Annotated in this window: 20 protein-coding genes and 1 pseudogene; 11 read left to right on the top strand and 10 right to left on the bottom strand. The window is 40.3% G+C overall.

Features of this window, described 5'->3' with window-relative positions; all coding sequences use genetic code 11:
• The first annotated feature begins 405 nt into the window (after window positions 1–405).
• The 3 genes and pseudogenes from gyrA (at window position 406) to C9J40_RS01425 (ending at window position 6,798) form a co-directional block, all read left to right on the top strand.
• Window positions 406–3,072 carry a DNA topoisomerase (ATP-hydrolyzing) subunit A gene (gene gyrA / locus C9J40_RS01435; RefSeq protein ID WP_107205693.1) on the top strand — a complete coding sequence of 889 codons (2,667 nt, stop codon included), beginning with the start codon at window positions 406–408 and terminating at the stop codon, window positions 3,070–3,072.
• Window positions 3,073–3,506: 434 nt separating this feature from the next.
• Window positions 3,507–4,589, top strand: a complete 1,083-nt coding sequence (gene serC / locus C9J40_RS01430; protein WP_107245481.1) for a 3-phosphoserine/phosphohydroxythreonine transaminase — start codon at window positions 3,507–3,509, stop codon at window positions 4,587–4,589.
• 193 nt (window positions 4,590–4,782) lie between these two features.
• Window positions 4,783–6,798 (top strand): annotated as a pseudogene (locus C9J40_RS01425) (EAL domain-containing protein).
• A 31-nt stretch (window positions 6,799–6,829) separates the two neighbouring features.
• Here the strand turns inward: C9J40_RS01425 and C9J40_RS01420 are convergent.
• The 3 genes from C9J40_RS01420 to C9J40_RS01410 are packed head-to-tail and all read right to left on the bottom strand — an operon-like array spanning window position 6,830 to window position 9,255.
• Window positions 6,830–7,354: a lipocalin family protein gene (locus C9J40_RS01420; protein WP_107205695.1), complete on the bottom strand. Its 525-nt coding sequence runs from the start codon at window positions 7,352–7,354 to the stop codon at window positions 6,830–6,832.
• Window positions 7,355–7,364: 10 nt separating this feature from the next.
• Window positions 7,365–8,615 carry a HAMP domain-containing sensor histidine kinase gene (locus tag C9J40_RS01415; RefSeq protein ID WP_107245480.1) on the bottom strand — a complete coding sequence of 417 codons (1,251 nt, stop codon included), beginning with the start codon at window positions 8,613–8,615 and terminating at the stop codon, window positions 7,365–7,367.
• Window positions 8,584–9,255: a response regulator transcription factor gene (locus tag C9J40_RS01410; protein WP_107245478.1), complete on the bottom strand. Its 672-nt coding sequence runs from the start codon at window positions 9,253–9,255 to the stop codon at window positions 8,584–8,586. Before C9J40_RS01410 ends, C9J40_RS01415 begins: the two co-directional genes overlap by 32 nt.
• A 91-nt stretch (window positions 9,256–9,346) precedes the next feature.
• On the opposite strand from C9J40_RS01410, the gene C9J40_RS01405 reads away from it, so the two are divergent.
• A complete protein-coding gene (locus C9J40_RS01405) occupies window positions 9,347–10,486 on the top strand; it encodes a DUF5666 domain-containing protein (protein ID WP_107245476.1) in 1,140 nt (379 codons plus the stop codon).
• A 43-nt stretch (window positions 10,487–10,529) separates the two neighbouring features.
• Here C9J40_RS01405 and C9J40_RS01400 read toward each other — a convergent pair whose 3' ends face one another.
• Entirely contained in the window at window positions 10,530–10,955 is a 426-nt protein-coding gene (locus C9J40_RS01400; RefSeq protein WP_107205699.1) for an NUDIX hydrolase, read from the bottom strand.
• A 162-nt stretch (window positions 10,956–11,117) separates the two neighbouring features.
• Between C9J40_RS01400 and aroA the strand changes: the two genes are divergently transcribed.
• The 7 genes from aroA to pyrF all read left to right on the top strand — a co-directional run bounded on the left by aroA (window position 11,118) and on the right by pyrF (window position 17,909).
• The gene (gene aroA, locus C9J40_RS01395; protein ID WP_107205927.1) at window positions 11,118–12,398 is read left to right on the top strand and encodes a 3-phosphoshikimate 1-carboxyvinyltransferase; all 1,281 of its coding nucleotides are present in this window, start codon (window positions 11,118–11,120) and stop codon (window positions 12,396–12,398) included.
• A gap of 216 nt (window positions 12,399–12,614) precedes the next feature.
• On the top strand, window positions 12,615–13,292 hold the full coding sequence (gene cmk / locus C9J40_RS01390) for a (d)CMP kinase (RefSeq protein ID WP_107205700.1): 678 nt from the start codon (window positions 12,615–12,617) through the stop codon (window positions 13,290–13,292).
• A gap of 123 nt (window positions 13,293–13,415) precedes the next feature.
• Entirely contained in the window at window positions 13,416–15,086 is a 1,671-nt protein-coding gene (gene rpsA, locus C9J40_RS01385; RefSeq protein WP_005370867.1) for a 30S ribosomal protein S1, read from the top strand.
• Between the two features lie 79 nt (window positions 15,087–15,165).
• On the top strand, window positions 15,166–15,456 hold the full coding sequence (gene ihfB, locus C9J40_RS01380; RefSeq protein WP_008986714.1) for an integration host factor subunit beta: 291 nt from the start codon (window positions 15,166–15,168) through the stop codon (window positions 15,454–15,456).
• Window positions 15,457–15,585: 129 nt separating this feature from the next.
• Window positions 15,586–15,870, top strand: coding sequence for a LapA family protein (locus C9J40_RS01375; protein WP_107245474.1), 285 nt, complete (start codon window positions 15,586–15,588; stop codon window positions 15,868–15,870).
• Window positions 15,871–15,876: 6 nt separating this feature from the next.
• On the top strand, window positions 15,877–17,046 hold the full coding sequence (lapB, locus tag C9J40_RS01370) for a lipopolysaccharide assembly protein LapB (protein WP_107205701.1): 1,170 nt from the start codon (window positions 15,877–15,879) through the stop codon (window positions 17,044–17,046).
• Between the two features lie 152 nt (window positions 17,047–17,198).
• On the top strand, window positions 17,199–17,909 hold the full coding sequence (gene pyrF, locus C9J40_RS01365) for an orotidine-5'-phosphate decarboxylase (RefSeq protein WP_107245472.1): 711 nt from the start codon (window positions 17,199–17,201) through the stop codon (window positions 17,907–17,909).
• Window positions 17,910–17,976: 67 nt separating this feature from the next.
• Here the strand turns inward: pyrF and C9J40_RS01360 are convergent, their stop codons facing one another.
• The 6 genes from C9J40_RS01360 to pspF form a co-directional block, all read right to left on the bottom strand.
• On the bottom strand, window positions 17,977–18,801 hold the full coding sequence (locus C9J40_RS01360) for an ATP-binding cassette domain-containing protein (protein ID WP_107205703.1): 825 nt from the start codon (window positions 18,799–18,801) through the stop codon (window positions 17,977–17,979).
• Window positions 18,798–19,799 (bottom strand): oligopeptide/dipeptide ABC transporter ATP-binding protein, encoded by a 1,002-nt coding sequence (locus C9J40_RS01355; protein WP_107205704.1) that lies wholly within the window; start codon window positions 19,797–19,799, stop codon window positions 18,798–18,800. Before C9J40_RS01355 ends, C9J40_RS01360 begins: the two co-directional genes overlap by 4 nt.
• 1 nt (window position 19,800) lies before the next feature.
• On the bottom strand, window positions 19,801–20,688 hold the full coding sequence (sapC, locus tag C9J40_RS01350) for a putrescine export ABC transporter permease SapC (RefSeq protein WP_107205705.1): 888 nt from the start codon (window positions 20,686–20,688) through the stop codon (window positions 19,801–19,803).
• Window positions 20,675–21,637 (bottom strand): ABC transporter permease subunit, encoded by a 963-nt coding sequence (locus tag C9J40_RS01345; RefSeq protein WP_107205706.1) that lies wholly within the window; start codon window positions 21,635–21,637, stop codon window positions 20,675–20,677. The genes sapC and C9J40_RS01345 overlap by 14 nt, the downstream gene beginning before the upstream one ends.
• A gap of 3 nt (window positions 21,638–21,640) precedes the next feature.
• Entirely contained in the window at window positions 21,641–23,260 is a 1,620-nt protein-coding gene (gene sapA / locus C9J40_RS01340) for an ABC transporter substrate-binding protein SapA (protein ID WP_107205707.1), read from the bottom strand.
• Between the two features lie 137 nt (window positions 23,261–23,397).
• Window positions 23,398–24,423 (bottom strand): phage shock protein operon transcriptional activator, encoded by a 1,026-nt coding sequence (gene pspF, locus C9J40_RS01335; protein ID WP_107245471.1) that lies wholly within the window; start codon window positions 24,421–24,423, stop codon window positions 23,398–23,400.
• Between the last annotated feature and the right edge of the window lie 102 nt (window positions 24,424–24,525).

Raw genomic sequence — 24,525 nt, 5'->3', positions numbered from 1 at the left:
CTATTGTATATTGTGTATATTGGTTTAGTAACCGCACTATTTTAATGGGTATTGGGGGCGTAAAAGTTGCGACAACTCTCAATCTTATGATTCATTAATCAATTGCAACGCATACAGTAAAAAATTAAGTTATCACTCTAGTTTTTACAAATCGTTACATATTCGGTAAGTTAAAATAGTTACATTATGATTTGAGTTGTTCTTCCAATAGTGTGTAATTTATAAACAGGTGCATATATTCAATTCACAATTGTGACATCGTTTATTTCTGTTTTATTTCATTTCCGCTAAATTACTCACAACATAAGTCGTGAAAGGTGTGCCTATTAGGGCTGTAATATGCTATATTCTTACGCCTTGCACGTATAAAAATACGACAGAAATTACCTGAGGGATATTGGCTCCATGAGCGATCTTGCAAAAGAGATCACGCCCATAAATATTGAAGATGAGCTGAAAAGCTCTTACCTCGACTATGCGATGTCAGTAATCGTTGGTCGTGCTCTTCCTGATGTGCGTGATGGCCTTAAGCCAGTACACCGCCGCGTTTTATTCGCGATGAATGTACTAGGCAATGACTGGAATAAAGCATATAAAAAATCTGCCCGTGTGGTAGGTGATGTTATCGGTAAATATCACCCACATGGTGATAGTGCTGTGTACGATACAATTGTACGTATGGCCCAACCATTCTCGTTGCGTTACATGCTCGTAGATGGTCAGGGTAACTTTGGTTCAATCGACGGCGATTCAGCCGCTGCGATGCGTTATACCGAAGTTCGTATGTCTAAAATCGCACATGAACTACTTGCTGATCTAGATAAAGAAACTGTGGATTATGTACCAAACTACGATGGTACAGAGCAAATCCCTGCAGTATTACCAACAAAGATCCCTAACCTATTGGTGAATGGCTCTTCTGGTATTGCTGTCGGTATGGCAACAAATATTCCGCCGCATAATCTAGGTGAAGTGATCAATGGCTGTTTAGCTTATATCAATGATGAAGACATCACCATTGATCAGCTAATGGAATACATTCCAGGCCCAGATTTCCCGACAGCTGCAATGATCAGCGGTCGTAAAGGAATTATTGACGCTTATCATACTGGCCGCGGTAAAGTTTACATGCGTGCCAAAGCGGAGATTGAAGTTGAGAAGAATGGTAAAGAAACCATTGTTGTTCACGAAATTCCGTACCAAGTTAACAAGGCTCGCTTAATCGAAAAGATTGCAGAGCTTGTTAAAGATAAGAAAGTTGAAGGCATTAGTGCACTACGTGACGAATCTGATAAAGATGGTATGCGTATTGTTATTGAATGTAAGCGTGATGCTGTGGGTGAAGTTGTACTTAACAACCTTTATGCACAAACTCAGCTACAAACCACATTCGGCATCAACATGGTTGCACTGGATAACGGTCAGCCAAAAATCTTTAACTTAAAAGAAATGCTGAAGTGCTTCGTGAATCACCGCCGTGAGGTGGTAACACGTCGTACTATTTACGAATTGCGTAAAGCGCGTGATCGTGCACACATCCTTGAAGGTCTTGCTCTTGCTTTGGCTAACATTGATGAAATTATTGAGCTTATCCGCCGTGCACCAACACCTGCAGAAGCGAAAGCTGGTTTAATTGCACGTGGCTGGGATCTTGGTAATGTAGCAGCAATGCTTGAGCGTGCTGGTACAGATGCTGCACGTCCTGAGTGGCTGGAAGAGCAATTCGGTATTCGTGATAATCAGTACTACTTAACTGAACAGCAAGCACAAGCGATTCTTGATCTTCGTCTACACAAGCTAACAGGGCTTGAGCACGAGAAGATTTTAGAAGAGTACAAAGCACTGCTTGATGAAATCGCGGAACTAATGTACATCCTGTCAAGCTCTGAGCGCTTGATGGAAGTGATCCGTGAAGAGCTAGAGCTAGTTAAAGAGCAGTTTAACGATGAACGTCGTACTGAGATCACTGCTGCTAGCCACGACATCGATTTAGAAGATTTAATCACTCAAGAAGATGTTGTTGTAACGCTATCTCATGAAGGTTACGTTAAGTATCAAGTTTTAAGCGACTATGAAGCACAGCGTCGTGGTGGTAAAGGTAAAGCTGCAACGCGTATGAAGGAAGAAGACTTCATTGAGCGTCTGTTAGTTGCTAATACCCACGATACGATTTTATGTTTCTCTAGTCGTGGCCGTATGTACTGGCTGAAGGTATATCAATTACCATTAGCAAGCCGTACTGCACGCGGTAAGCCAATTGTGAACATTCTACCTCTTGAAGAAAATGAGCGTATTACCGCGATTCTTCCTGTACGTGAATACACAGAGGACAAGTTTGTCTTCATGGCAACCGCTGATGGTACAGTGAAGAAGACACCATTAACTGACTTTAGTCGTCCTCGTAGTGCCGGTATTATTGCCGTTAATCTACGTGAAGGTGATTCATTGATCGGTGTTGATGTTACTGACGGTGATTGCGACATCATGCTGTTCTCTGCATTTGGTAAAGTTGTTCGCTTCTACGAAAGTCCTGTGATTGATGCTGAAGGCAACGCGAAAGGCGGTGTTCGAGGTATGGGCCGTACTGCCGCAGGTGTTCGTGGTATTAAGTTAGCTGAAGGCGATAAAGTGATTTCACTTATCGTTCCTCATAACGATGGTGATGTACTAACAGTAACTGAAAACGGTTACGGTAAGCGTACAGAACTGGCTGAATACCCAGCGAAGAGCCGTGCAACGCAAGGTGTTGTATCGATTAAAGTCTCTGAGCGTAATGGTAGCGTTGTTGGTGCTATTCAAGCAGAAGACGGCGATGAATTCATGATGATCACTAACGCTGGTACGCTTGTTCGTACTCGTGTTTCTGAAGTAAGTCGTGTTGGTCGTAACACCCAAGGTGTAACGCTTATTCGTACTTCTGAAGGCGAGAAAGTTGTTGGCCTTCAACGTATTGATGAACCAGAAGAAGAATTAATTGAAGATGCGGAATTAGTTGAAGGCGAAGCTGTAGAAAATGCACAGCAGCTGCCAGCAACTGATACCAGCTCTGATGATTCAACTGAACAAGAATAAGTTATCTTAACTTGTTGATGAGATGGCGATTACTCCTAGAGTAATCGCCATTTTTTTATCTCGTATTTTGCTTTTATTAAGAATGTATCAATATAGTTATTAAAACGCTCAATACGTGAGTTTTTGAATAAATCTACGTTGTCGTATTCGAAATATTTCAGGAAAATTCAATTATTCCAAATATTCATCTGCGCATCATTTTTTTGTTGGTAGGCTTTTTGTACTTTGTTTATTCATCAAGCTAGCAATTTATAATAAAAACTTTTAAGTTGCTTAATAAAGGTGTAAAAACAAAGGATTGACATTTGCTGTCGTGGCAATGTTTTCTCTTATGTTGTTTTATAATGCTAAAAACGTTATGTGTTTGGTGTTATTAGCTTTATGAAGCAATAGGCATTTATTTTATTTCCCCAAGCAGGAGCAAAGTCAAAATTATGGATAAGGTTTATAACTTTTGCGCAGGACCCGCAATGATCCCCGCAGATGTTCTCGCTAAAGCTCAACAAGAATTGATTAACTGGAATGGTTTAGGTACTTCTGTGATGGAAGTCAGCCACCGTAGTAAAGAATTTCTTGCTGTTGCTGCACAATCAGAACAAGATTTACGCGATCTTTTGAATATTCCTGCTAACTACCATGTGCTGTTCTGCCATGGTGGTGCACGTGGACAGTTTGCCGCTGTACCGTTAAATTTATTGGGTGATGCAGAAACTGCTGATTATATGGATGGTGGCTTCTGGGCGCACAGTGCGATTGAAGAAGCAAAGAAATATTGCCAGCCAAATGCGATTGATATTACCTGTAAAAAAGACGGAAAAAAGGCAGTATTACCAGCTTCACAATGGCCACTCTCTGACGATGCGGCATTTGTGCATTTTTGTCCAAATGAAACGATTGATGGCATTGAAATCCGTGATTTACCTCAGACGGATAAACCCATTGTGGCTGATATGTCATCAACAATTTTATCACGTAAGATTGATGTATCAAAATACGGTGTAATTTACGCCGGTGCGCAAAAGAACATTGGCCCTGCTGGCTTAACGATTGTTATTGTACGTGATGATTTGCTTGGTAAAGCTAAATCTATTCTACCAAGTATTCTTGATTACACGGTTTTGGTAGAAAAAGAGTCAATGTTTAATACACCCCCAACATTTGCATGGTACTTAGCTGCTGAAGTCTTTAAATGGCTAAAAGCTGTTGGTGGGGTAGAAGCGATGGAAGAGCGTAATCTCGCTAAAGCTAAATTACTGTATGACTTTGTTGATCACTCTGACTTTTATATTAACGAAGTACACAGTGATAATCGTTCAATTATGAATGTGCCGTTTCAATTACAAAATCCTGAGTTGGATAACTTATTTTTAGAGCAAGCAGATTTGGCTGGCTTAAAAGCATTGAAAGGACATCGTGCAGTGGGGGGGATGCGTGCATCAATCTACAATGCGATGCCATTAGAAGGTGTTCAAGCATTAGTTGATTTTATGGCTAAATTTGAAAAAGAATACGCGTAAAATCAAATAAAATTAAAGCCATAGTAGTCGATATTATGGCTTTTTTTATTTTGATAATGTTTAAAAATAGTAGTGTAATGATATAAATAGAGACGCTAATTTCTGTTACTATTCTTAACAGTTTTATTATTGATGAAAAGCATTTCATATATATAATCGCGCGATTATCCCCCCTAGAATAGCTTTTATCGTTATGTGGAAAATGGCGTCAATTAAGTCATATTACAACAACTATATTAAAGATATATCGATTGTCTTTTTATTGTTATTGCCATTAACGATTTGTAACGCAATAACCATATTTGTTGGTCACTCCTTAAATATTGCAGGATTAACACAAGCTGCGAGTACGTTTTTCTATTTCTCAGATTTACTAATAGGTATTTATCCTATTACGTTGTGTATTATCACAAGCTATTACATTTCAACGAAACATGGTGTCAATGCTATGGTTGTTGTGCCGTATTCATTGCTTATGTACATTGCGATTTCGGTGCCTAATGATCTTGTTGCGGCAAATACAGGATTACCTAATAATCCTCTGATTGCGTTACTGACGGCTATTATTTCAGCAATCTGTTGCGTGTCGTTTCGTTTATTTCCACTTGATCCGTCTCGTTTAGATTTTGTGAAAACACTTTATATACAAGTGGCTCACTTTTTTGCTTTTCTATTGATGACACTTGCACTCGCAAAGTTAATGGAAAGTTTCCTCGCTTTTAGTACAGGTGCGAGCCAATTTATAACGTTAAATCCATTAACTTTTTTAGGCGGTCTTGCATACCAATTTATCTTGGGGTTATTGGGTGCTGTTGGTATTAATGGGCATAACTTTTTATTTCGCGCAAAGCAGCAACTTTTTGAAAACACACAATTAAACATTGCAGCATGGCAAGCTGGAGATGCACCGTTAAATGTCTTAGGGCAAGGTTTTTATGATGCATTTTTATCAATGGGGGGCTCTGGAAACACGATCAGCCTTTTGCTATGTATTTTATTGTTTTCAAAAGATCGTCGCCACATCACGTTAGCAATATCTGCGATACCATTAGTGATCTTTAATATTAATGAGTTATTACTGTTTGGTTTGCCTATTATATTTAATCCAATATTAATTGTGCCTTTTGTGTGTGTACCGTTAGCTAGTTTTGTTGTGGTTTATAGCGCGATATCATTAGGCTTGGTAAATCATGTTGGTACGATTGTTGACTGGATGACACCGCCATTGTTAAGTGGCTATATTGCGACCCAAAATAGTATTGGTGGCGTTGTTCTACAGTTTGTGGTGATAACACTTGGCGTGATGATTTATCGTCCGTTTTATTTGAATTATGTTGGGCGAAGTCGTCAAAATAACATGACGATGAGCCGACAGTCAGAATTAGAAAGCTCAACATTTAAAACCTTCTTAGGTGATATAAACCAAATGATGGGTAGTTATGTGAGTAAGCATGATATAAGCCGTCGGGTTAATCATATGCTTAATAACGGTGAGTTTTTGATGCATTATCAGCCACAGGTAAACGTAACTAATGCGACGAAATTATCTTTTGAGGCGCTAGTTCGTTATAAAGATAAAACGGGTAAACTAAATCCGCCAATCTTTATTAATGATTTTTATCAGCTTGGTGCAATTAAACAATTGGATCAGATGGTTATCGATCTCGTTTTAAATGATATGCAAAGTATGCCTCTAGCTAATGGCTGTAAAGTATCGGTGAATATTTCAGCTGAGAGTATTGCTGATCCTGCAATTATTCATCTGATCATGGAGCGCTTACGCTTTTATAATATTGACCCAGAAAATTTAGAAGTTGAGATCACAGAAGAAGCTATTATCACTGAAGATAAGCAGATTTCTAAAAATATAGATGCACTGCAAGCATTAGGGATCACTGTTGCTATCGATGACTTTGGCTCGGGTTACGCGTCGTTCCCGCATTTACTTAAATTTAACTTCGATAAGGTAAAACTTGATAGATCGTTGTTATTGAATACGCAAAATGAGCGAGAAAAGAACCTTTACCAATTGTTAGCTAAGATCAGTGAAGTAACGGGCTGTGTTCTGGTTGCAGAAGGCATTGAGACGGAACAATAAAAACAGTTTGTTGAACAGTGTGGTATCGATATTTGCCAAGGCTATTATTTTGCGAAACCTATGCCATTAGATGAGGCACAGGTTTGGGCTAACAGTAAGATCCGGATTTAACAAAAAGCCACAGCATTATGTGGCTTTTTGTTTATTGTTTTGGATATATCAGCTTATCTGTATCGAAACCTGCTTTTTTAGCAATGTTGATATAACGTTCTAATTGCTGTGGGCTTATTTGCTTGTGACGAGATAATAACCAGAAGTAATCGTGGTTATAACTGCTGATCAGCGCGGTTGAATAGTCTGGCTCTAAATAAAAAATAATATAGCTGCCATAAAAAGGGCCAAAGAAAGAGACTTTAAGGTAGCCAACATTATCATCTTCTACAAATTTGGCTTTACCAATGGCTTCTTTCCATTCTTTTAAGTGAGTGTTAAAACCACGATTAACGACTTTTACACTGCCATCTTCATTCATACTGTAAGTTGCAGTGACATAGTCTAAATCACGCTCAAAGCTATGATCCATTCTTGCTATTTCATGCCACGTTCCCAAGTATTTATTAAGCACAAAAGGTGTTACTGCTTCAATATTGTTGGGTTTACCTGTTGTGCATCCAAACATGGTTGCGATTAACATGATAAAACTTAGCGATTTGATATATTTTGCCATTAATTATTCCTTAATTATTTGGCGGTAAAAATATGACGCTAACGGTAAAGCTGACATTGTCATTGGTTATATGGTAAGGCCAATTCATCCTTTCACAGATCCGTTGCACAATAACTAAACCACACCCATAGCCTTGATTATAGATCTCATTACCATCGTGACGGTTAGTAATCATTAGCGTATTTTTGTTTAACTTAATAATAATGTCACCAACGCTATAACTAAATGCATTTTTTATTAGATTATTAATAATAATGGTGATGAAACTGAGTGGTGCACTGATCGGGGTGTTACATGAAAGCGTGAGCTGATAATTGGTATCTTGTTTAGCAAATAAAGGTTTCATAACCGTAAGCTGCTTACTTAATTCGTCTTCTATATCACAAACGACAAAATGTTGCGGCTCTATATGCTGCTTTCCTAATAACAAAAAAGTTTCTGTGAGAATTTTCATATCCTCACTGGCTTGGTGTAAACGGTTGATCGCCTTTTTTGCAATCATGGGTTGATTAGGAACCTTATCAAGCAGCTCTGCCGAGCCCTGAATAATCATAATAGGCGTACGTAACTCATGCGATGCAAACCGGCTGAATTCTTGTTCTCGCTGAAAATAGTGTGAGATCGCACGTTTACTATCTAATAACGCTTGTTCAATTGCTCGTGTTTCATTGTATTGGGTATCAATAGTAAACTCAGTTTGATCTGGCTGCATTTGACTGATCTTCTGCTTAATTTGCTCAAATGGATGCGATAACGAACGAATAAAATAGAAACTATATCCGCCCATTAATAGAGATAACAATACGCCAAAAATAAAGGTGAAGTAATGTAAGCTACTTTCATACTCATCTAAGTAATCATCAGCATCATCTTGATACACAACATACATTAAGCCTTTTCCTGATGGGTGTTTAAAGACAATAAAGTGTTTATCTTCAGTACCGCGAAGGTGTTCATAAAATCCGGGTTTACGGTATGGTTTAAGCCAATCTGGTAACGAATTTTGGCTCCAATAACTTTTAAATTCACTATTATTGGGAAGTGGGGCTTTTTCACCCATTTTCTTATAATCAATTTGGTACTGGGAAGATTCCTTATCTAACCAGTGATGAAGGCTAATTACTTCTAATTGATTTTCTGCAATATAAATGACTATCCAAAAAAGAACGAACATACTGAATGCCATGACACTGACGCTAAGTCCAACTTTTTGGTAAAGACTTGGATATTTATGCAGCTTTGATACGGTAGCCTTGTCCATGAATTGTCTCTAATCGTGATTCGGAAAAACCTTTGTCAATGGCGTTGCGTAAACCATAAATATGACTTCGTAATGCATCACTACAGGGCGATTCTTCTCCCCAAATGGTTTCTATTATTTGCTGTCTAGTGACAACATTAGGTGCATGTTGAACCAATAATTTTAATATTTTTAGTTGAGTACGATTTAATTTTATTATGTGGTTTTCTCGACGTACTTCATCTGTTTGGTTGTTTATTTGAATATCAGCATAACTTAGCAATCCAATATCTTTACGCTGACCTCGATTAGCAAGAGCCATTATTCGAAGAGATAGTTCTTCCATCGCAAATGGTTTTAGAAGGTAATCATCGCCACCGGCTTTAAAGGCTGCGATTTTATCGTCGAGTGTATCTTTCGCCGTTAGAAACAGAATTGGCGCGCCACAAAAGAGCTCATTCCGAATTTTAGCAACGGTCGAAATACCATCCAATTTAGGCATCATGATATCCATGATAATCACGTCATAATAATTATCTTTAATTAATTTAAGCGCACTTTCACCGTGGTAAGCACAGTCAACAATATTGCCTTCAAGCTCTAGATAGTCAGAGATTGTTTCAACGATTTGGTCATTATCATCAGCAATGAGTATTTTCACGTTTGGCCTTATGTTTTTCACGAATATTTCACAGAGGTAATATTAATATAGTTTTCAATAAAACAACATTCATAATTATAAAGGTTAGTTGATGAAAAAATTGCTCTTAGCGGTAGTGATTGGTGTTGCTCTTTCTGGTTGCGGCGGCGGCGGTGGTAGTGATGAGAGTAAATCGACTCCACCACCTGTTGTTGATATTAAGCCTACAGCAGCACAAGGTACTATTAAGAGTGTGGACTATGATTACAACACTATTAATGTGAATGGTCATAGTTACAAGGTAGAGCAAGTTAAGTATGGCTCTCAAGTGCTACCTATCACTAGCCTTAAACCTGATATGATGGTTGAAGTTTCAATGTTATCCAGAAGCGGTGCTGTTGTTTCTGTTGAGCCGACAATGGTGGGTGTAGTCACAACAATTAGTGCAGATCGTAAAACATTTGTAGTGAATGGTGTGACGTTATCTTTTGCATTAGATCGCCACATTGAATTACATGATTGGGTTATGGTGTCTTCACTGCCACAAGCGACTGCGGATGGTCTTGGATATAAAGTATTGTCGGTTGTAAAAATCGAACAAGAAGATGTTGCGGGTCAATATGAAATTGAAGGTCGTTTGAGCGGTTTAGATCAAAACACGCAAACCTTTAAACTAGGCGCGACTACAAAAGTTTTCTTTACCCCTTACATCATCGAAGATAATGCCAAATTGATGAATGGTCAGTGGGTCGAAGTTAAAGGCCACATGATTAATGATGAGTTTCATGCAAGTGAAGTGGAAGTAGAAACGTATGATGACTTTGATAACGATCATGAAATTGAAGGTATTGTCACTTGGGTAAATAGTGATAAATCCCAATTTGAATTAAATGCACGTGGGCGCTTTATTGTTAATGCACTAACGCGCTTTGAAGACGGAACTAAAGCACGTTTAGCTGCAGGCGAACTGGTTGAAGTTACAGCGTTTAATGGTGTTGCTAAAGAGATTGAATTTGAACGTGGCTTTGGCGGTGAAACAGGCAACTGGCGTGAATTTGATCGTGAAGGCTATGTAACCTCAGTAGGGGATGAGCATTTTAGGATGGCTGGTGAAACATTCTATGTTGATGCTTATACCGAGTTTGAAGACTTTTTAACATTAGAGACGTTACATGGACAATACGTTGAGGTTGAAGGTGTCATTATTAACGGTAAGAAAGTTGCACGTGAAATTGAGCGTGAAGATGACTAATTAGCCATTTTAATAACTAAGAGCACCTAAGGGTGCTTTTAGTTTATTCACTGACACAAAATCGATTTCCTAAATAGCAGCGAATAGCTTGTTCGCTAGCATCAAATTGTGGTGATGGAACATGATGAGGATCGACCCATAACCAATGCTCACATTTATCAGGCTCTTTTAGTTGGACTTCACCTGTAAATGATGTTGCTAACAAAGTAACACTAATATAATGCTTTCCACATTCATCATAAGTTTCTAGGTTGTTAGTTACAGCTATAACCTCGGGATCATAAATCGTTAAATTTGTTTCTTCTTTAACTTCACGAATCGCGCATTGACGAAATGTTTCACCAACCTCCATATGACCGCCTGGAATGGAATAGTAGGGAGCGTGACTGTTTTTTCGTTTTCCTATCAAAATCTGGTTTTGCTCATTTACAATGATGATACCGATCCCGACCATAGGAGTTGTCGTCATTACTACTGTCCTTTAATCCGCTGTTGCATCCTATTGATTTTACCAAATAATAAATCAAATATCGTGATTGTTATAGTGAGCAAGGAACGGGTACTAGCTAACTGATGCAATATTCGTTAATCTTCTTAAAGGTTAAAGAATTAGGATTGGATGAATAATCAAATGGAAAGTATAACGTTACAGCCGATAGCTAAGATCAATGGTGAAGTAAATTTACCGGGCTCAAAGAGTGTTTCGAATCGCGCCCTATTATTGGCAGCGTTAGCAACAGGTACTACACGCCTCACTAATTTATTAGATAGTGATGATATTCGCCATATGCTTAACGGATTAAAGCAGTTAGGTGTGAATTACCAATTATCTGAAGATAAAACAGTTTGTGAAGTTGAAGGCTTGGGCCGCGCATTTTCACCTAATGAGCCCCTTGAATTATATTTAGGCAATGCGGGTACAGCGATGCGTCCGCTTGCAGCTGCATTGTGTTTAGGCGGCGGTGAATTTGTACTAACGGGTGAGCCGCGAATGAAAGAGCGTCCTATTGGTCATCTTGTTGACGCGTTGCGTAGTGCTGGCGCGGACATTACTTATCTCGAAAATGAAAACTATCCACCACTAAAGATTATGGGTACTGGCTTAAAAGGTGGCGAGGTTGAGATTGATGGCTCTATTTCAAGCCAGTTTTTGACCGCTTTCTTAATGGCTGCACCTTTAGCACAAGCAGACACTGTTATACGCATTAAGGGTGATTTGGTATCAAAACCTTACATTGATATTACGCTACATATTATGGCGCAGTTTGGTGTTGAAGTTGAAAACCGTAATTATCAAGAGTTCGTTGTTCGAGGTAATCAAACCTATGTTTCACCTGGTGAATTACTTGTTGAAGGCGATGCATCTTCAGCCTCATATTTCTTAGCGGCTGCTGCGATTAAAGGTGGCGAAGTAAAAGTCACTGGTATTGGTAAAAAGAGTATTCAGGGTGATATTCAATTTGCAGATGCGCTTGCTGCGATGGGGGCGGATATCGAGTGGGGCGATGATTATGTTATTGCTCGTTGTGGAGAATTAAGCGCAGTAGATATGGATTTTAACCATATTCCTGATGCGGCAATGACTATTGCAACAACTGCATTGTTTGCCAAAGGTACAACATCGATTCGTAATGTTTATAACTGGCGTGTAAAAGAGACTGATCGTTTAGCTGCAATGGCGACAGAGCTTCGTAAAGTTGGCGCAGAAGTCGAAGAGGGTGAGGATTATATCACTATCGTGCCACCAACCATCTTACAGCATGCGGCGATTGATACTTATGATGACCATAGAATGGCGATGTGTTTCTCGCTGGTGGCATTGAGCGATACACCAGTGACGATTAATGATCCAAAGTGTACCTCAAAAACATTCCCTGACTATTTTGATAAATTAAAGGGATTGAGTTGTTAAGACTGTAATAAATTTTTCTGATAACTGAGATTACATTTTTACAAGCCTGATCTTCTTGCATCAGGCTTTTTTATTGGCGTAAAAAGAAACATAAGGTTAGGACATTACACTATAAATTGAGATTTTTTTTCCGTATAATGTGCCACCGTTTGAAGGTACAGAGAAACCTTTGGTTCTGTCTTTCATCTGTTACGGAAACTACATCGGAGAAAACCTATGTCTACTCATGCTCCAGTCATCACTGTTGATGGTCCAAGCGGCGCCGGAAAGGGGACGCTATGTATGCTATTAGCAGAAAAACTGGGCTGGAATTTATTAGATTCTGGTGCAATTTACCGTGTTTTAGCATTAGCGGCTATTCATCATGGTGTTGATATCGAATCAGAAGACGCTTTAGTTCCTCTTGCTGCGCACTTAGATGTTCAGTTTATTGCAGAAGGTGAGTTGGTTAAGGTTATTCTTGAAGGTGAAGATGTTTCTGGCACGCTTCGCACTGAAGAAGTAGGTAATACAGCATCAAAAGTGGCTGCTTTACCTCGCGTTCGAGAAGCATTACTACGTCGTCAACGCGCCTTTAATGAGCAACCAGGCCTTGTGGCAGATGGTCGCGATATGGGAACCGTTGTTTTTCAAGGCGCAGAAGTAAAAATCTTTCTTGACGCAAGTGCAGAAGAACGCGCAACTCGACGTATGAATCAGTTGCAAAAAAAAGGCTTAGATGTTAACTTTGCCAGCCTTTTAAGCGAAATTCAGGAACGAGACTACCGCGATCGCAATCGTGCTGTAGCGCCTTTACGTCCTGCTGATGACGCACTAGTACTGGATTCAACCGAATTATCGATTGAACAGGTACTTGAGAAAGTCTTAGCATATGTTGATGCTAAGCTAAAATAACGAATCCATATTTAGTTGTGTGAACAGCTAAATAACGTCAGTGTCATGGATGATAACTGACTTTATTATCAACCCCATGCGGTAGGATACCCATGGTTGTTTATCATATTGAAGATTAATTAAATGACTGAATCTTTTGCTCAACTCTTTGAAGAGTCGCTAAACCAAGTTGAAACTCGCCCAGGTGCAATCGTTAAAGGTACTGTAGTAGCTATCGAAAACGGTTACGTACTAGTTGACGCTGGTCTAAAATCTGAGTCATCTATTCCTGCTGAAGAATTCAAGAACGCTGCTGGCGAACTAGAAATCGAAGTTGGTGCTCAGGTAGACGTTGCTCTTGACGCGATCGAAGACGGTTTCGGTGAAACTAAACTTTCTCGTGAGAAAGCTAAGCGCCACGAAGCTTGGATCCAGCTTGAAAAAGCTTACGAAGATGCTGAAACAGTTGTTGGTATCATCAACGGTAAAGTTAAGGGCGGCTTCACAGTTGAACTTAACGGCATCCGTGCGTTCCTACCAGGTTCACTAGTAGACGTACGTCCAGTTCGTGACACTGCTCACCTAGAAAACAAAGAACTTGAGTTCAAAGTAATCAAGCTAGACCAGAAGCGTAACAACGTTGTTGTTTCTCGTCGCGCAGTTATCGAATCTGAGAACAGCGTTGAGCGTGATGAACTACTTGCTTCTCTACAAGAAGGTATGGAAGTTAAAGGTATCGTTAAGAACCTTACTGACTACGGCGCATTCGTTGATCTTGGCGGTGTTGACGGTCTTCTACACATCACTGACATGGCTTGGAAGCGTGTTAAGCACCCTTCTGAAATCGTTAATGTTGGCGATGAAATCAACGTTAAAGTTCTTAAGTTTGACCGTGAGCGTACTCGCGTATCACTAGGTCTTAAGCAACTTGGCGAAGATCCATGGGTTGCAATCGCTAAGCGTTACCCAGAAAGCACTAAGCTTACTGGCCGCGTAACTAACCTAACTGACTACGGCTGCTTCGTTGAAATCGAAGAAGGCGTTGAAGGTCTAGTACACGTTTCTGAAATGGATTGGACTAACAAAAACATCCACCCATCTAAAGTTGTTAACGTGGGCGACGAAGTTGAAGTTATGGTTCTTGATATCGACGAAGAGCGTCGTCGTATCTCTCTAGGTCTTAAGCAGTGTAAAGCTAACCCATGGCAGTCATTTGCAGAAATGCAAGCTAAGGGCGACAAAGTTACTGGTAAGATCAAGTCTATCACTGATTTCGGTATCTTCATCGGTCTTGAAGGCGGCATCGACGGTCTAGTTCACCTATCTGACATTTCTTGGAATGTTTCTGGTGAAGACGCAGTTCGTGACTTCAAGAAAGGCGACGAAATCTCTGCAGTAGTTCTAGCAGTAGACGCTGAGCGTGAGCGTATCTCTCTAGGTGTTAAGCAAATCGAAGAAGACCCATTCAACTCTTTCGTTGCTGATACTAAGAAAGGTGCTCTAGTAACTGGTAAAGTTACTGCTGTTGACGCTAAAGGCGCAACTGTTGAGCTAGGCGAAGGCATCGAAGGTTACCTACGCGCTTCTGAAGCATCTGTAGACCGTGTTGAAGACGCAACTCTAGTTCTTTCTGTTGGCGATTCTGTTGAAGCTAAATTCACAGGCGTTGATCGTAAGAACCGCGTAATCAACCTATCTGTACGTGCTAAAGACGTTGCTGAAGAGCAAGAAGCAATGGCTACTCTGAACAAGCAAGATGATGCTGCGTTCGGTAATGCTATGGCTGACGCTTTCAAAGCTGCTAAAGGCGAATAATTGAGCATAGAGGGAATAGGCTTAGCTTTTTCCCTCTAAACGGCTATACTATTGAGAAACTTACTAAAACGGAGTGTTTATGACAAAGTCTGAGTTAATTGAAAGACTATGTAGTCAACAAACACATCTTTCAGCTAAACAAGTGGAAGATGCAATCAAGGATATCCTTGAAAATATGGCGAACACGCTTGCTGAAGGCGATCGCATTGAGATCCGTGGCTTTGGTAGCTTCTCATTGCATTACCGTGCTCCTCGCGTAGGTCGTAACCCTAAAACTGGTGATAAAGTTGAGTTGGACGGTAAATACGTTCCTCACTTCAAGCCAGGTAAAGAATTACGTGACCGTGTTAATGCATCAATTGCTGCTTAACCGCGAATAGAACAAAAAAACGGCATACTCTCAGTATGCCGTTTTTTTATGTCTTTTGATCATGGTCTGATGAGTAAAATTACTGCATAATCAATCTATCATATTGTTGATTTAGTGAGAGGATTCACGATGAAAATTTTGGGTATTATTGTTTTAGTTGCTGCATTCTTAATAACACTGGCTCTCGGTGCGCAAAACCAAATTTTAGTAAACTTTGACTATTTAGTTGCTCAAGGCGAATTCCAATTATCAACGCTATTAGGTATTGCATTTGGTTCTGGCTTTATCATTGGCTGGTTAATCTGTGGCACGCTATATCTAAAAGCACGTTTTGCTAAAAACCGCTTAGCGAAGAAAGTGGCAAAACAGCAACAAGAACTAGATTCTCTACGCGCACAGCCTGTAAAGGAATAAGTATTAATGCTTGAACTGTTGTTCCTACTATTACCTATTGCGGCAGCTTATGGCTGGTATATGGGTAACAGGAGCGCAAGTAACAATCGACAAGAGCAGTCTCACCGCTTATCTCGTCAATATGTAACAGGTCTTAATTTGCTGTTATCTGATCAATCAGATAAAGCCGTCGATCTGTTTATTGAGCTGCTTCAAGTTGATAGCGAAACTATCGATACTCACCTTGCTTTGGGTAACTTATTCCGAAGCCGAGGGGAGGTCGATCGTGCTATTCGTATTCACCAAAACTTGATTGCTCGTCCTAACTTGACGATAGAGCAACGTAATTTGGCGCTTCAGCAGTTAGCAAAAGATTATATGGTTGCGGGTTTTTTAGATCGTGCTGAACGTATCTTTGAACAATTGTTGGATGAACCTGAATATAAAAAACCTGCGCTACAACAGTTATTGTCTATCTATCAGCAAACACGAGAGTGGGAAAATGCGATAGATATGGCTTCTCAACTCGTTAAATTAGGTAAAACAAAATTAAAGCATGATATTGCACACTATTGGTGTGAACTTGCCATGCTTGAAATGAGTGCGCAAAATCAGGATAAAGCGATTCAATGTTTGAAAAAGGCGCTCTCAGCAGATAAGCAGTGTGTCCGAGCCTCGATCACTATGGCTAAGATTCAGATTAAAGATAAAGATTTTAAGCAGGCAGCCAAAACGCTTGAACGTGTTCTAGAGCAAGATGCTGAATTTATTGGTGAAGCTTTACCTTTATTATTAGAATGTTACGATGCATTACATAATGAATCGGGCTGGCTGAAATATCTACAGCAATGTGTAGAAGCCAAAGCGGGGGCTTCAGCAGAACTGATGTTAGCAGACGAAATTGCGAAAAATGAAGGGGCTGTGTCTGCTCAAGCATTCATGACTCGTCAGCTACAAAAGAACCCGACTATGAGAGGCTTTTACCAGCTAATGGATTACCATTTAGATGAAGCGGAAGAAGGCCGTGCGAAAGAAAGTTTAACCAGCTTACGTCATCTTGTTGGTGAGCAATTAAAAATTAAACCGCGTTATCGTTGTCGCCAGTGTGGTTTTGCTACCCACTCATTGTATTGGCAATGTCCATCTTGTAAGAATTGGGGACAAGTTAAGCCAATTCGTGGATTAGATGGCGAATAATGCATTAAAAAATAAAGAAACCAGACATTGTGATCTGGTTTTTTTATGCCTAATAAAGCGTGAATTTTATTCGTAAACGTTTGCGTTTGATGTAGAATTTGCGTGCGGCTGGATTGCTGCAGTAGGAAAAATGAGATATCACAGGAGACTCAATGCTAGACGCTAAAGTAATAGACCCTAAAGTAATCGTAGCCCTTGATTATGATAATCAGAATGAGGCACTCGCTTTCGTCGATCGTATTGAGCCGGGAAGTTGCCGATTAAAAGTCGGTAAAGAGATGTTCACTTTTTTTGGTCCTGATTTCGTGCGTCAACTGCATGATCGGGGTCATTCTGTATTTTTAGACCTTAAATTTCACGATATTCCAAATACCTGTTCAAAGGCGGTAAAAGCGGCAGCAGAACTTGGTGTATGGATGGTTAACGTTCATGCGAGTGGTGGCGAGCGTATGATGACAGCTTCACGTGAAATTTTAGAGCCGTATGGTAAAGACCGCCCGCTATTGATTGGTGTAACGGTGCTAACCAGTATGGAAGCATCAGACTTAGCGGGTATTGGTATTAACTGCGAGCCTCATCAGCAAGTACTTAACCTTGCATCACTGGCAAAGAATAGTGGTTTAGATGGTGTGGTTTGTTCAGCTCATGAAGCTCATACGTTGAAACAAAGTCTAGGTCAGGGTTTTAAGCTAGTAACACCAGGTATTCGCCCTGCGGGGAGTGATGCAGGCGATCAGCGTCGAATCATGACACCCGTAGAGGCAATTTCTGCTGGTTCTGATTATCTCGTGATAGGTCGCCCAATAACACAAGCAGAAGATCCTGCAAGTGTCTTGGCACAGATAAACAAATCGCTTGTGTAGCATCCGCGATATAGATGTAAATGAGAAGCCCGCGTAAAAGCGGGCTTTTTCATTTTTATATTTTGCGTTATGTACTTATTTTGGGTGTTGAGTTATTAATTCGTGTGCTTTTATCTTTCTTTGGTGAGCTAAAGTGACTATCTAATAATTTTTGCGTTAATGGATGTTTGGGATTGTTAAATACATTCGCGGTACGGCCTTTCTCTACCACTTCACCATCTTGCATCACCATTACTTTGTCACTGAAGTGTTTTATCACCCCCATGTGCTGCGACACATAGATATAGGACAATCCCATTTCTTCTTGCAGTTCTAATAACAGGTTTATCATCTGAGAACGCATGGACATATCAAGCCCGTTTAGTGCTTCATCAGCAACGATAATACAGGGCTGAAGAATGAGAGCACGAGCTAATGAAACACGCTGTTTTTGACCCGTAGCCAGCATTTGTGGATAGAAATAGGCATGTTCAGGAAGTAAGCCAACTCGTTTTAGTGTATCCATAATACGTTTTTCACGCGCTTGCGGCGTCATATTGGTATTACGTTTTAATGGGCCTTCCAGAATACGACCAATTTGAATACGAGGATTAAGCGACGTATTCGGATCTTGGAAAATCATTCGGATCAGCTTACAGCGCGTTTGGTAATCACCGCTTGATAAGGTGTCACCATTTACGCGAATAATGCCACTGGTTGGTTCGACAACACCTGATAGCATTTTTGCTAAGGTTGATTTACCTGACCCATTTTCACCCAGTAATGCAATTGTTTCACCTGCTTCCAGATGAAAAGAGACCGGTTTCACGGCTTCAATTGTGCGTCTACGGAAAAGACTTGAACGATAGTGGTAATCTTTCTTTAGATTTTCTACTTCCAATAACGAACTCATTTACTGTCTTCCTCCATGTTTAGCGGGAAGTGACAGCTAAACTTATGGTTTTTAATTTTTCTACGTTTTGGCACTTCTACACATTTACGCTGGGCATGAGGACAACGAGGGCCTAATCGACAACCAATCGGTAAGTGCTGAAGTGGAGGAATAGATCCCGGTAACGTTTCTAGTTTCGTCTTATGGCTAATATTTTCTAAGCTAAAATCAGGCATAGCACGCATTAACGCAGCGGTATAAGGGTGATGCGGTGACTCTAATAACTGCTTAGAGGTGCCGGATTCAACCGATTGTCCACAATACATGACCGTAATTCTATCAGCCCACTGGGTAACCGTCGTAAGATCATGGCTGACTAATAAAATAGTGGTGTTACCTAATTGATTCATCCTGCTTAATAAGCGAAAAATTTGAGCTTGGGTAATTGGGTCTAAGTCGTTTGTGGGCTCATCGGCAATCAATAATCGTGGACGGTTTGCAATCGCCATTGCGATCATGACTTTTTGACATTCGCCATCGGTTAATTCATAAGGGTAACTTCGCATTACGCGTTTGTGCTCTTTGATACCGACTTTATGCAAAAGTGCGATAGCTTGTTTTTGACGCCAGTGAAAGCGCTGCCAAAAATGCCCAGTAAATGATGAAGAGGGAATGGCTTCTTCCAATTGTTCCCCAACTGTCTCAGAGGGATCAAGACAGGTTGATGGTTCTTGGAAGATCATTGCCATTTCACGGCCAACAATTTTTCGTCGCTCACGATGAGATAGAGTGAGTAAGTCAATATCACCTAAGCGCATGCGATCGGCACTGACGCGCCAATTATCTTTAGACACGCCTGCAATAGCTTTCGCGACAAGGCTTTTACCTGAACCTGATTCGCCCACTAAACCACGAATTTCGCTTTCATTAATGGTTATGCTCATTCTATCAACCGCTTTCACCATGCCTTGTGGTGTGTCGATTTCGATAGTGAGGTTGCGTATATCGAGTAATGGCATATTAATCAATCCCTGCATTAAGAGCTTGGCGAAGACCATCACCGACTAAATTAATTACTAGAACACTAAACATAATGGCAAGACCCGGTAATGTGACTGTCCATGGTGCAAGGTAAATCAGTTCAACAGAATCACCTAGCATAGCCCCCCATTCTGGTAGTGGTGTTTGCGCGCCTAACCCTAGGAAACCTAATGCAGCAATATCTAAAATAGCAATAGAGATTGCGCGCGTCATCTCAGTAATGATGGTTGATAAAATATTGGGTAAGATTGAATTCCATAAGAGGTAAAAATTATTAGCACCATCTAATCGTGCTGCAATAACGTAATCTTTAGCAACTTCAGTATGAACGGCTGTGTACACCGCTCGAATAAAACGAGGGATCAAAGCTAGCCAAATTGCGAGTAAGATATGTGTTTCTCCCGGCCCCATATAGGCGACCACTATGATGGCCAATAAAAGCGAAGGGATAGATAACACGGTATCTAAAATATGATTTAAAAAGCTCGATTTTAAGCCTTGGCTCATTCCGGCAAGAATACCGATCAGCAAGCCAATAACGCTGGATGCAAAGGCGACTAATAAGGCATAGCCAAAGGTTAGCTGTGAACCTATGATCAAGCGAGATAAAATATCACGACCTAAATCATCAGTACCAAAGAAAAAGTTTACATGACCAGAGTTGTCCCATGATGGTGGCATGAGCAGCTCACCAACTTGTTTTATCGGCGAATAGGGAGCCAGCCATTGTGCTGTTAGGGTGACAATGAGCAAAAACAGTAAACACCATAGGCCAAACATGGCCAGTGAGTTTTCCCTGAAGTTTTGCCAAGCGCGCTCCCATTGGGTTGGGATTGTTTCTTCTTGGTAAACACTATTTGATGGCATACCATTCTTTCCTTACTAATGGGTTCACCATAGCACCAGCTAAATCAGATAAAATGTTAGCCAATAAGATGAAACTACCTACTGTGATTACACCAGCTTGAATGGCAACATAATTTTGATCTGCAATCGCATTAAGTAACCAACGACCAATACCCGGCCAATTAAAAATAGATTCTGTAAGCATGGCAAAGGTCATCATTGCTGCAAACTGCATCCCTAATTTAGGAATAATGGGGGGAAGGGCATTTTTCATCGCATGACGGCGGACGATTTCAAAGGTAGATAAGCCTTTCGTTTGGGCTACTTTGATGTAGTTTTTCGTCATTACGTCTGAAATTGAGGCACGGGTTAAACGTATCACTTCCGTTGTAGGTGCCATCGCTAATACAATGGTTGGCAAGACTAAATGCTGTAGTGCGTTAAGAAATGCTTCCATACGGTATGGTTTATTTGACAGCAAAATATCAATCAGAGCAAAGCCAGTGACATGATCAAATTGATATAACAAACTGTAACGACCAGAAACAGGTAGCCAGCCTAAATTCAGCGAAAACAACAGAATTAATAACATCGCTAACCAAAATAGGGGGATGGAGTAGCCCAGTAAGGTTATTGAGGAAATGATGGTATCAAGGGGTTGTCCTCGATGTACGCCTGCGATAGTGCCAAGCGGAATACCAACGACTAACGAGAGTATAAAAGCAAAAAAGCACAGCTCTAACGTTGCAGGAAATACGGTTAATATTTCGCTACTAATAGGTGTACCATTGGGAGTGATACCGAGATTACCTGAAAGTAAGTTCTCTAAATATAAAATCCAACCACTAAAAAAGCTCTGATGCGCCCACTGTAATTGGGTATCTAAACGCAAAATACTAAAACCAATTATGGTCAGTATTAATAGCGTAATTACAAACAAATTTAGGCGACGTATCGTATAAATAAACATGCTTTACTCAATTCGATAAACACTGGAAAAAGATCGCGAACCAAATGGGTCCATCTGTAACCCCCCTAACGTTTTACTGTGGGCTTGGAAATGGACACCATGAGCCAATGGGATCACAGGTACTTGTTGATCCAAAATATTTTGCGCTTGCTGGTAATATACTTGACGTTGTTGTTGCTTATTTGTGCGTAGTGCAATTTCAAGTAAATTATCAAAACCAAGATCACACCAGTTAGCGACATTAAGCCCTGCTTTTTTAGCATTGCATGACAATAATGGTCTTAAGAAATTATCAGGGTCGCCGTTATCTGCGATCCAACCAGCAAGAACCATATCGTATTGAGTAGTATCAGTTAAACCAACACGACCAATCGTTTCTTGATGATGTAAAGACACATTGATACCAACGGCTTTCAAATTAGCTTGGATTAATTCCGCTGTTTTTCGAGGACTCGGGTTATAAGGTCGAGGCTCAAGTGGGACCCACATCGTCAGGACTTGGTTATAATCATAGCCAGCGGCATCAAGCAGTTGTTTGGCTAATTTAGGATTATAAGAAAGTGCTTTGCTGTCGTGGTTATAAGCCCAAGACATTGGGGGTAACAAGCTTTTTGCCTCTGTTGCCGTACCGTAATAAACAGAATTGAGCAGTGTTTTACGGTTTATTGCATAATTAATAGCTTCACGGATTTCTAATTTATTTAATGGTGGACGTTCCGTATTTAATGCCAGAAAGGATACATTCATCCCCGTTTGTGCAAGTAATTTATAGTTATCGTTATTTGAAATAACAGGCAACTGGCTCGCAACAGGAGATGAGAGAACATCACATTCAGAGCTTAGCAACTTAGCAAGATTACCCATGCCACGGGCTGAGATATCAAATACCACTTGCTCCATTGGTGCGGCACCTTGCCAATAATCCTTATTACGTTTTAAGCGAATAAGATCATTGGGTATAAATTGATCAACGTAAAAAGGACCCGTACCGATTGGTTGTGTATCAATAAGACCGATACGGCCTGATTTTAACAGTTGCTGACCATACTGCTGAGAATAAATCACCGCATAACTGGTTGCTAAGTTAGATAAGAAAGAATTATCTGGTCGATTTAAGGTAAATTGTACGGTGAGAGGGTCTTTAGCTTTGATGGTATCAATTAAATCAGCAAACCCAAGGCTTTCAAACCATGGGTAACGACCACCAGAAATATTATGAAAAGGGTGGTGTGGATTAATGATACGCTCAAAGCTAAAAATAACGTCATCGGCATTAAGCGGACGTGTTGGAGTAAACCAATCAGTATGTTGGAATTTAACGTTATCTCGCAGCTTAAAGGTATATACCAAGCCATCGTCACTGACAGTCCAGCTTTTTGCTAGATCAGGAAGAGGTTTGTGGCTGATAGGATCGAGTAACAGCAGGCGATCGAAAATTTGCGCCGAGAGTGTTTCTGCTGTTAATCCGCCATCCGTTAGCTGTGGATTTAATGTTGTCGGAGTATCTTGACCGCAGTAAACAAAGCCATTGCTTTGCTTAGCGGTATTATGTGACGGCTCTTTACAACCTAAAAGGCCAAGTAAAGTGAAGCCGGCAATCAAAAGACGACTGTAAGCGCTCATATTTAATAGGCGTTAAATGAAATTAAGTCGTTAAATTTAACATTTTTCTTTTAACGTCACCAAGCTATCCTGCTTTATTTATAAGTAATTAGTCTAAAACCGTTATATATCTTTAATTATCGCGTGAATTTGGTTGATTAATCACCGTTAACGTTAATGTCATACTTTCGAATGAGTCCTCTTAACTGGTGATAACTTAAGCTTAAAAGTTCGGCGGCTTTTGTTTGATTAAAGCGAGCGTGTTTAAGTGCTTTGTTGATCAACATGATTTCTTGATCTTGTAAGTAGTGGCGAAGATCAACGGGAAGTTGAATGCTAGAGTTTTCTTGTTTGACTGCTGGGGTGTCTACAATGGATAAAGACTGTGATGGTGCTGGCTCACAAGATTGCCAAGCTGTAGCGAAAGGGTCGGTATAAATTTCGTCAATAGCTTCACCTTCATTGCTATGACGAAATACAGACCGTTCGACAACATTTTTTAACTCTCGAATATTCCCTGGCCATTGATAGTCGAGTAGTTGTTGTTTAGCGTGTTGTGAAAAACCTGCAAAATAGCTATATCCTAATTCGCGACACATACGCACAGCATAGTGTTCTGCCAATGGTAAAATATCGTCTAGTCGTTCACGTAATGGTGGAAGGTGGATGATTTCAAAGGCGAGTCTATCAAGTAAATCTGCTCGAAATTTTCCTTCAGCAACGAGTTCGGGTAAATTTTCATTAGTTGCACAAACTAAGCGTACATTCGCTTGGCAAGGTTTATTACCGCCCACGCGCTCGTACTCACCGTATTCAATCACGCGTAATAATTTTTCTTGAACCCCCATCGGGGCGGTTGCTAATTCATCTAAAAAAAGCGTGCCATTTTCTGCGCGTTCAAAGCGCCCTTGGTGGCGACCTTTCGCGCCTGTAAAGGAGCCCGCCTCATGGCCAAATAGTTCAGAATCAATGACGCCTTCGCTTAGTGCGGCACAGTTCAGTGTCACTAAAGGTTGATCCCAACGTTTTGATAAATAGTGAACGCGTTGGGCGATTAACTCCTTACCTGTGCCTCGTTCACCAAGAATAAGAATTGGGCGATTGAGTGAAGCGAGGCGTGATGCTTGGTCTAGGACACTTAAAAAAGCATCAGATTCACCGATTAAGTTTTCCGTTTTACGCATTGGTTAATCTCACTATTAATTGGTTAAATTAACTATATCATAGCTTGCTTAAAAGTGGGTTGAAAATTAAGTTGTTGATATTTAATACGTTAAAAGTTGGCA

Source organism: Photobacterium sp. GB-72 (assembly GCF_003026095.1).
Lineage (GTDB): Bacteria > Pseudomonadota > Gammaproteobacteria > Enterobacterales > Vibrionaceae > Photobacterium.
The sequence above is the reverse complement of the archived record's forward strand: the minus strand, read 5'-3'. Positions and strand labels throughout refer to the sequence as shown.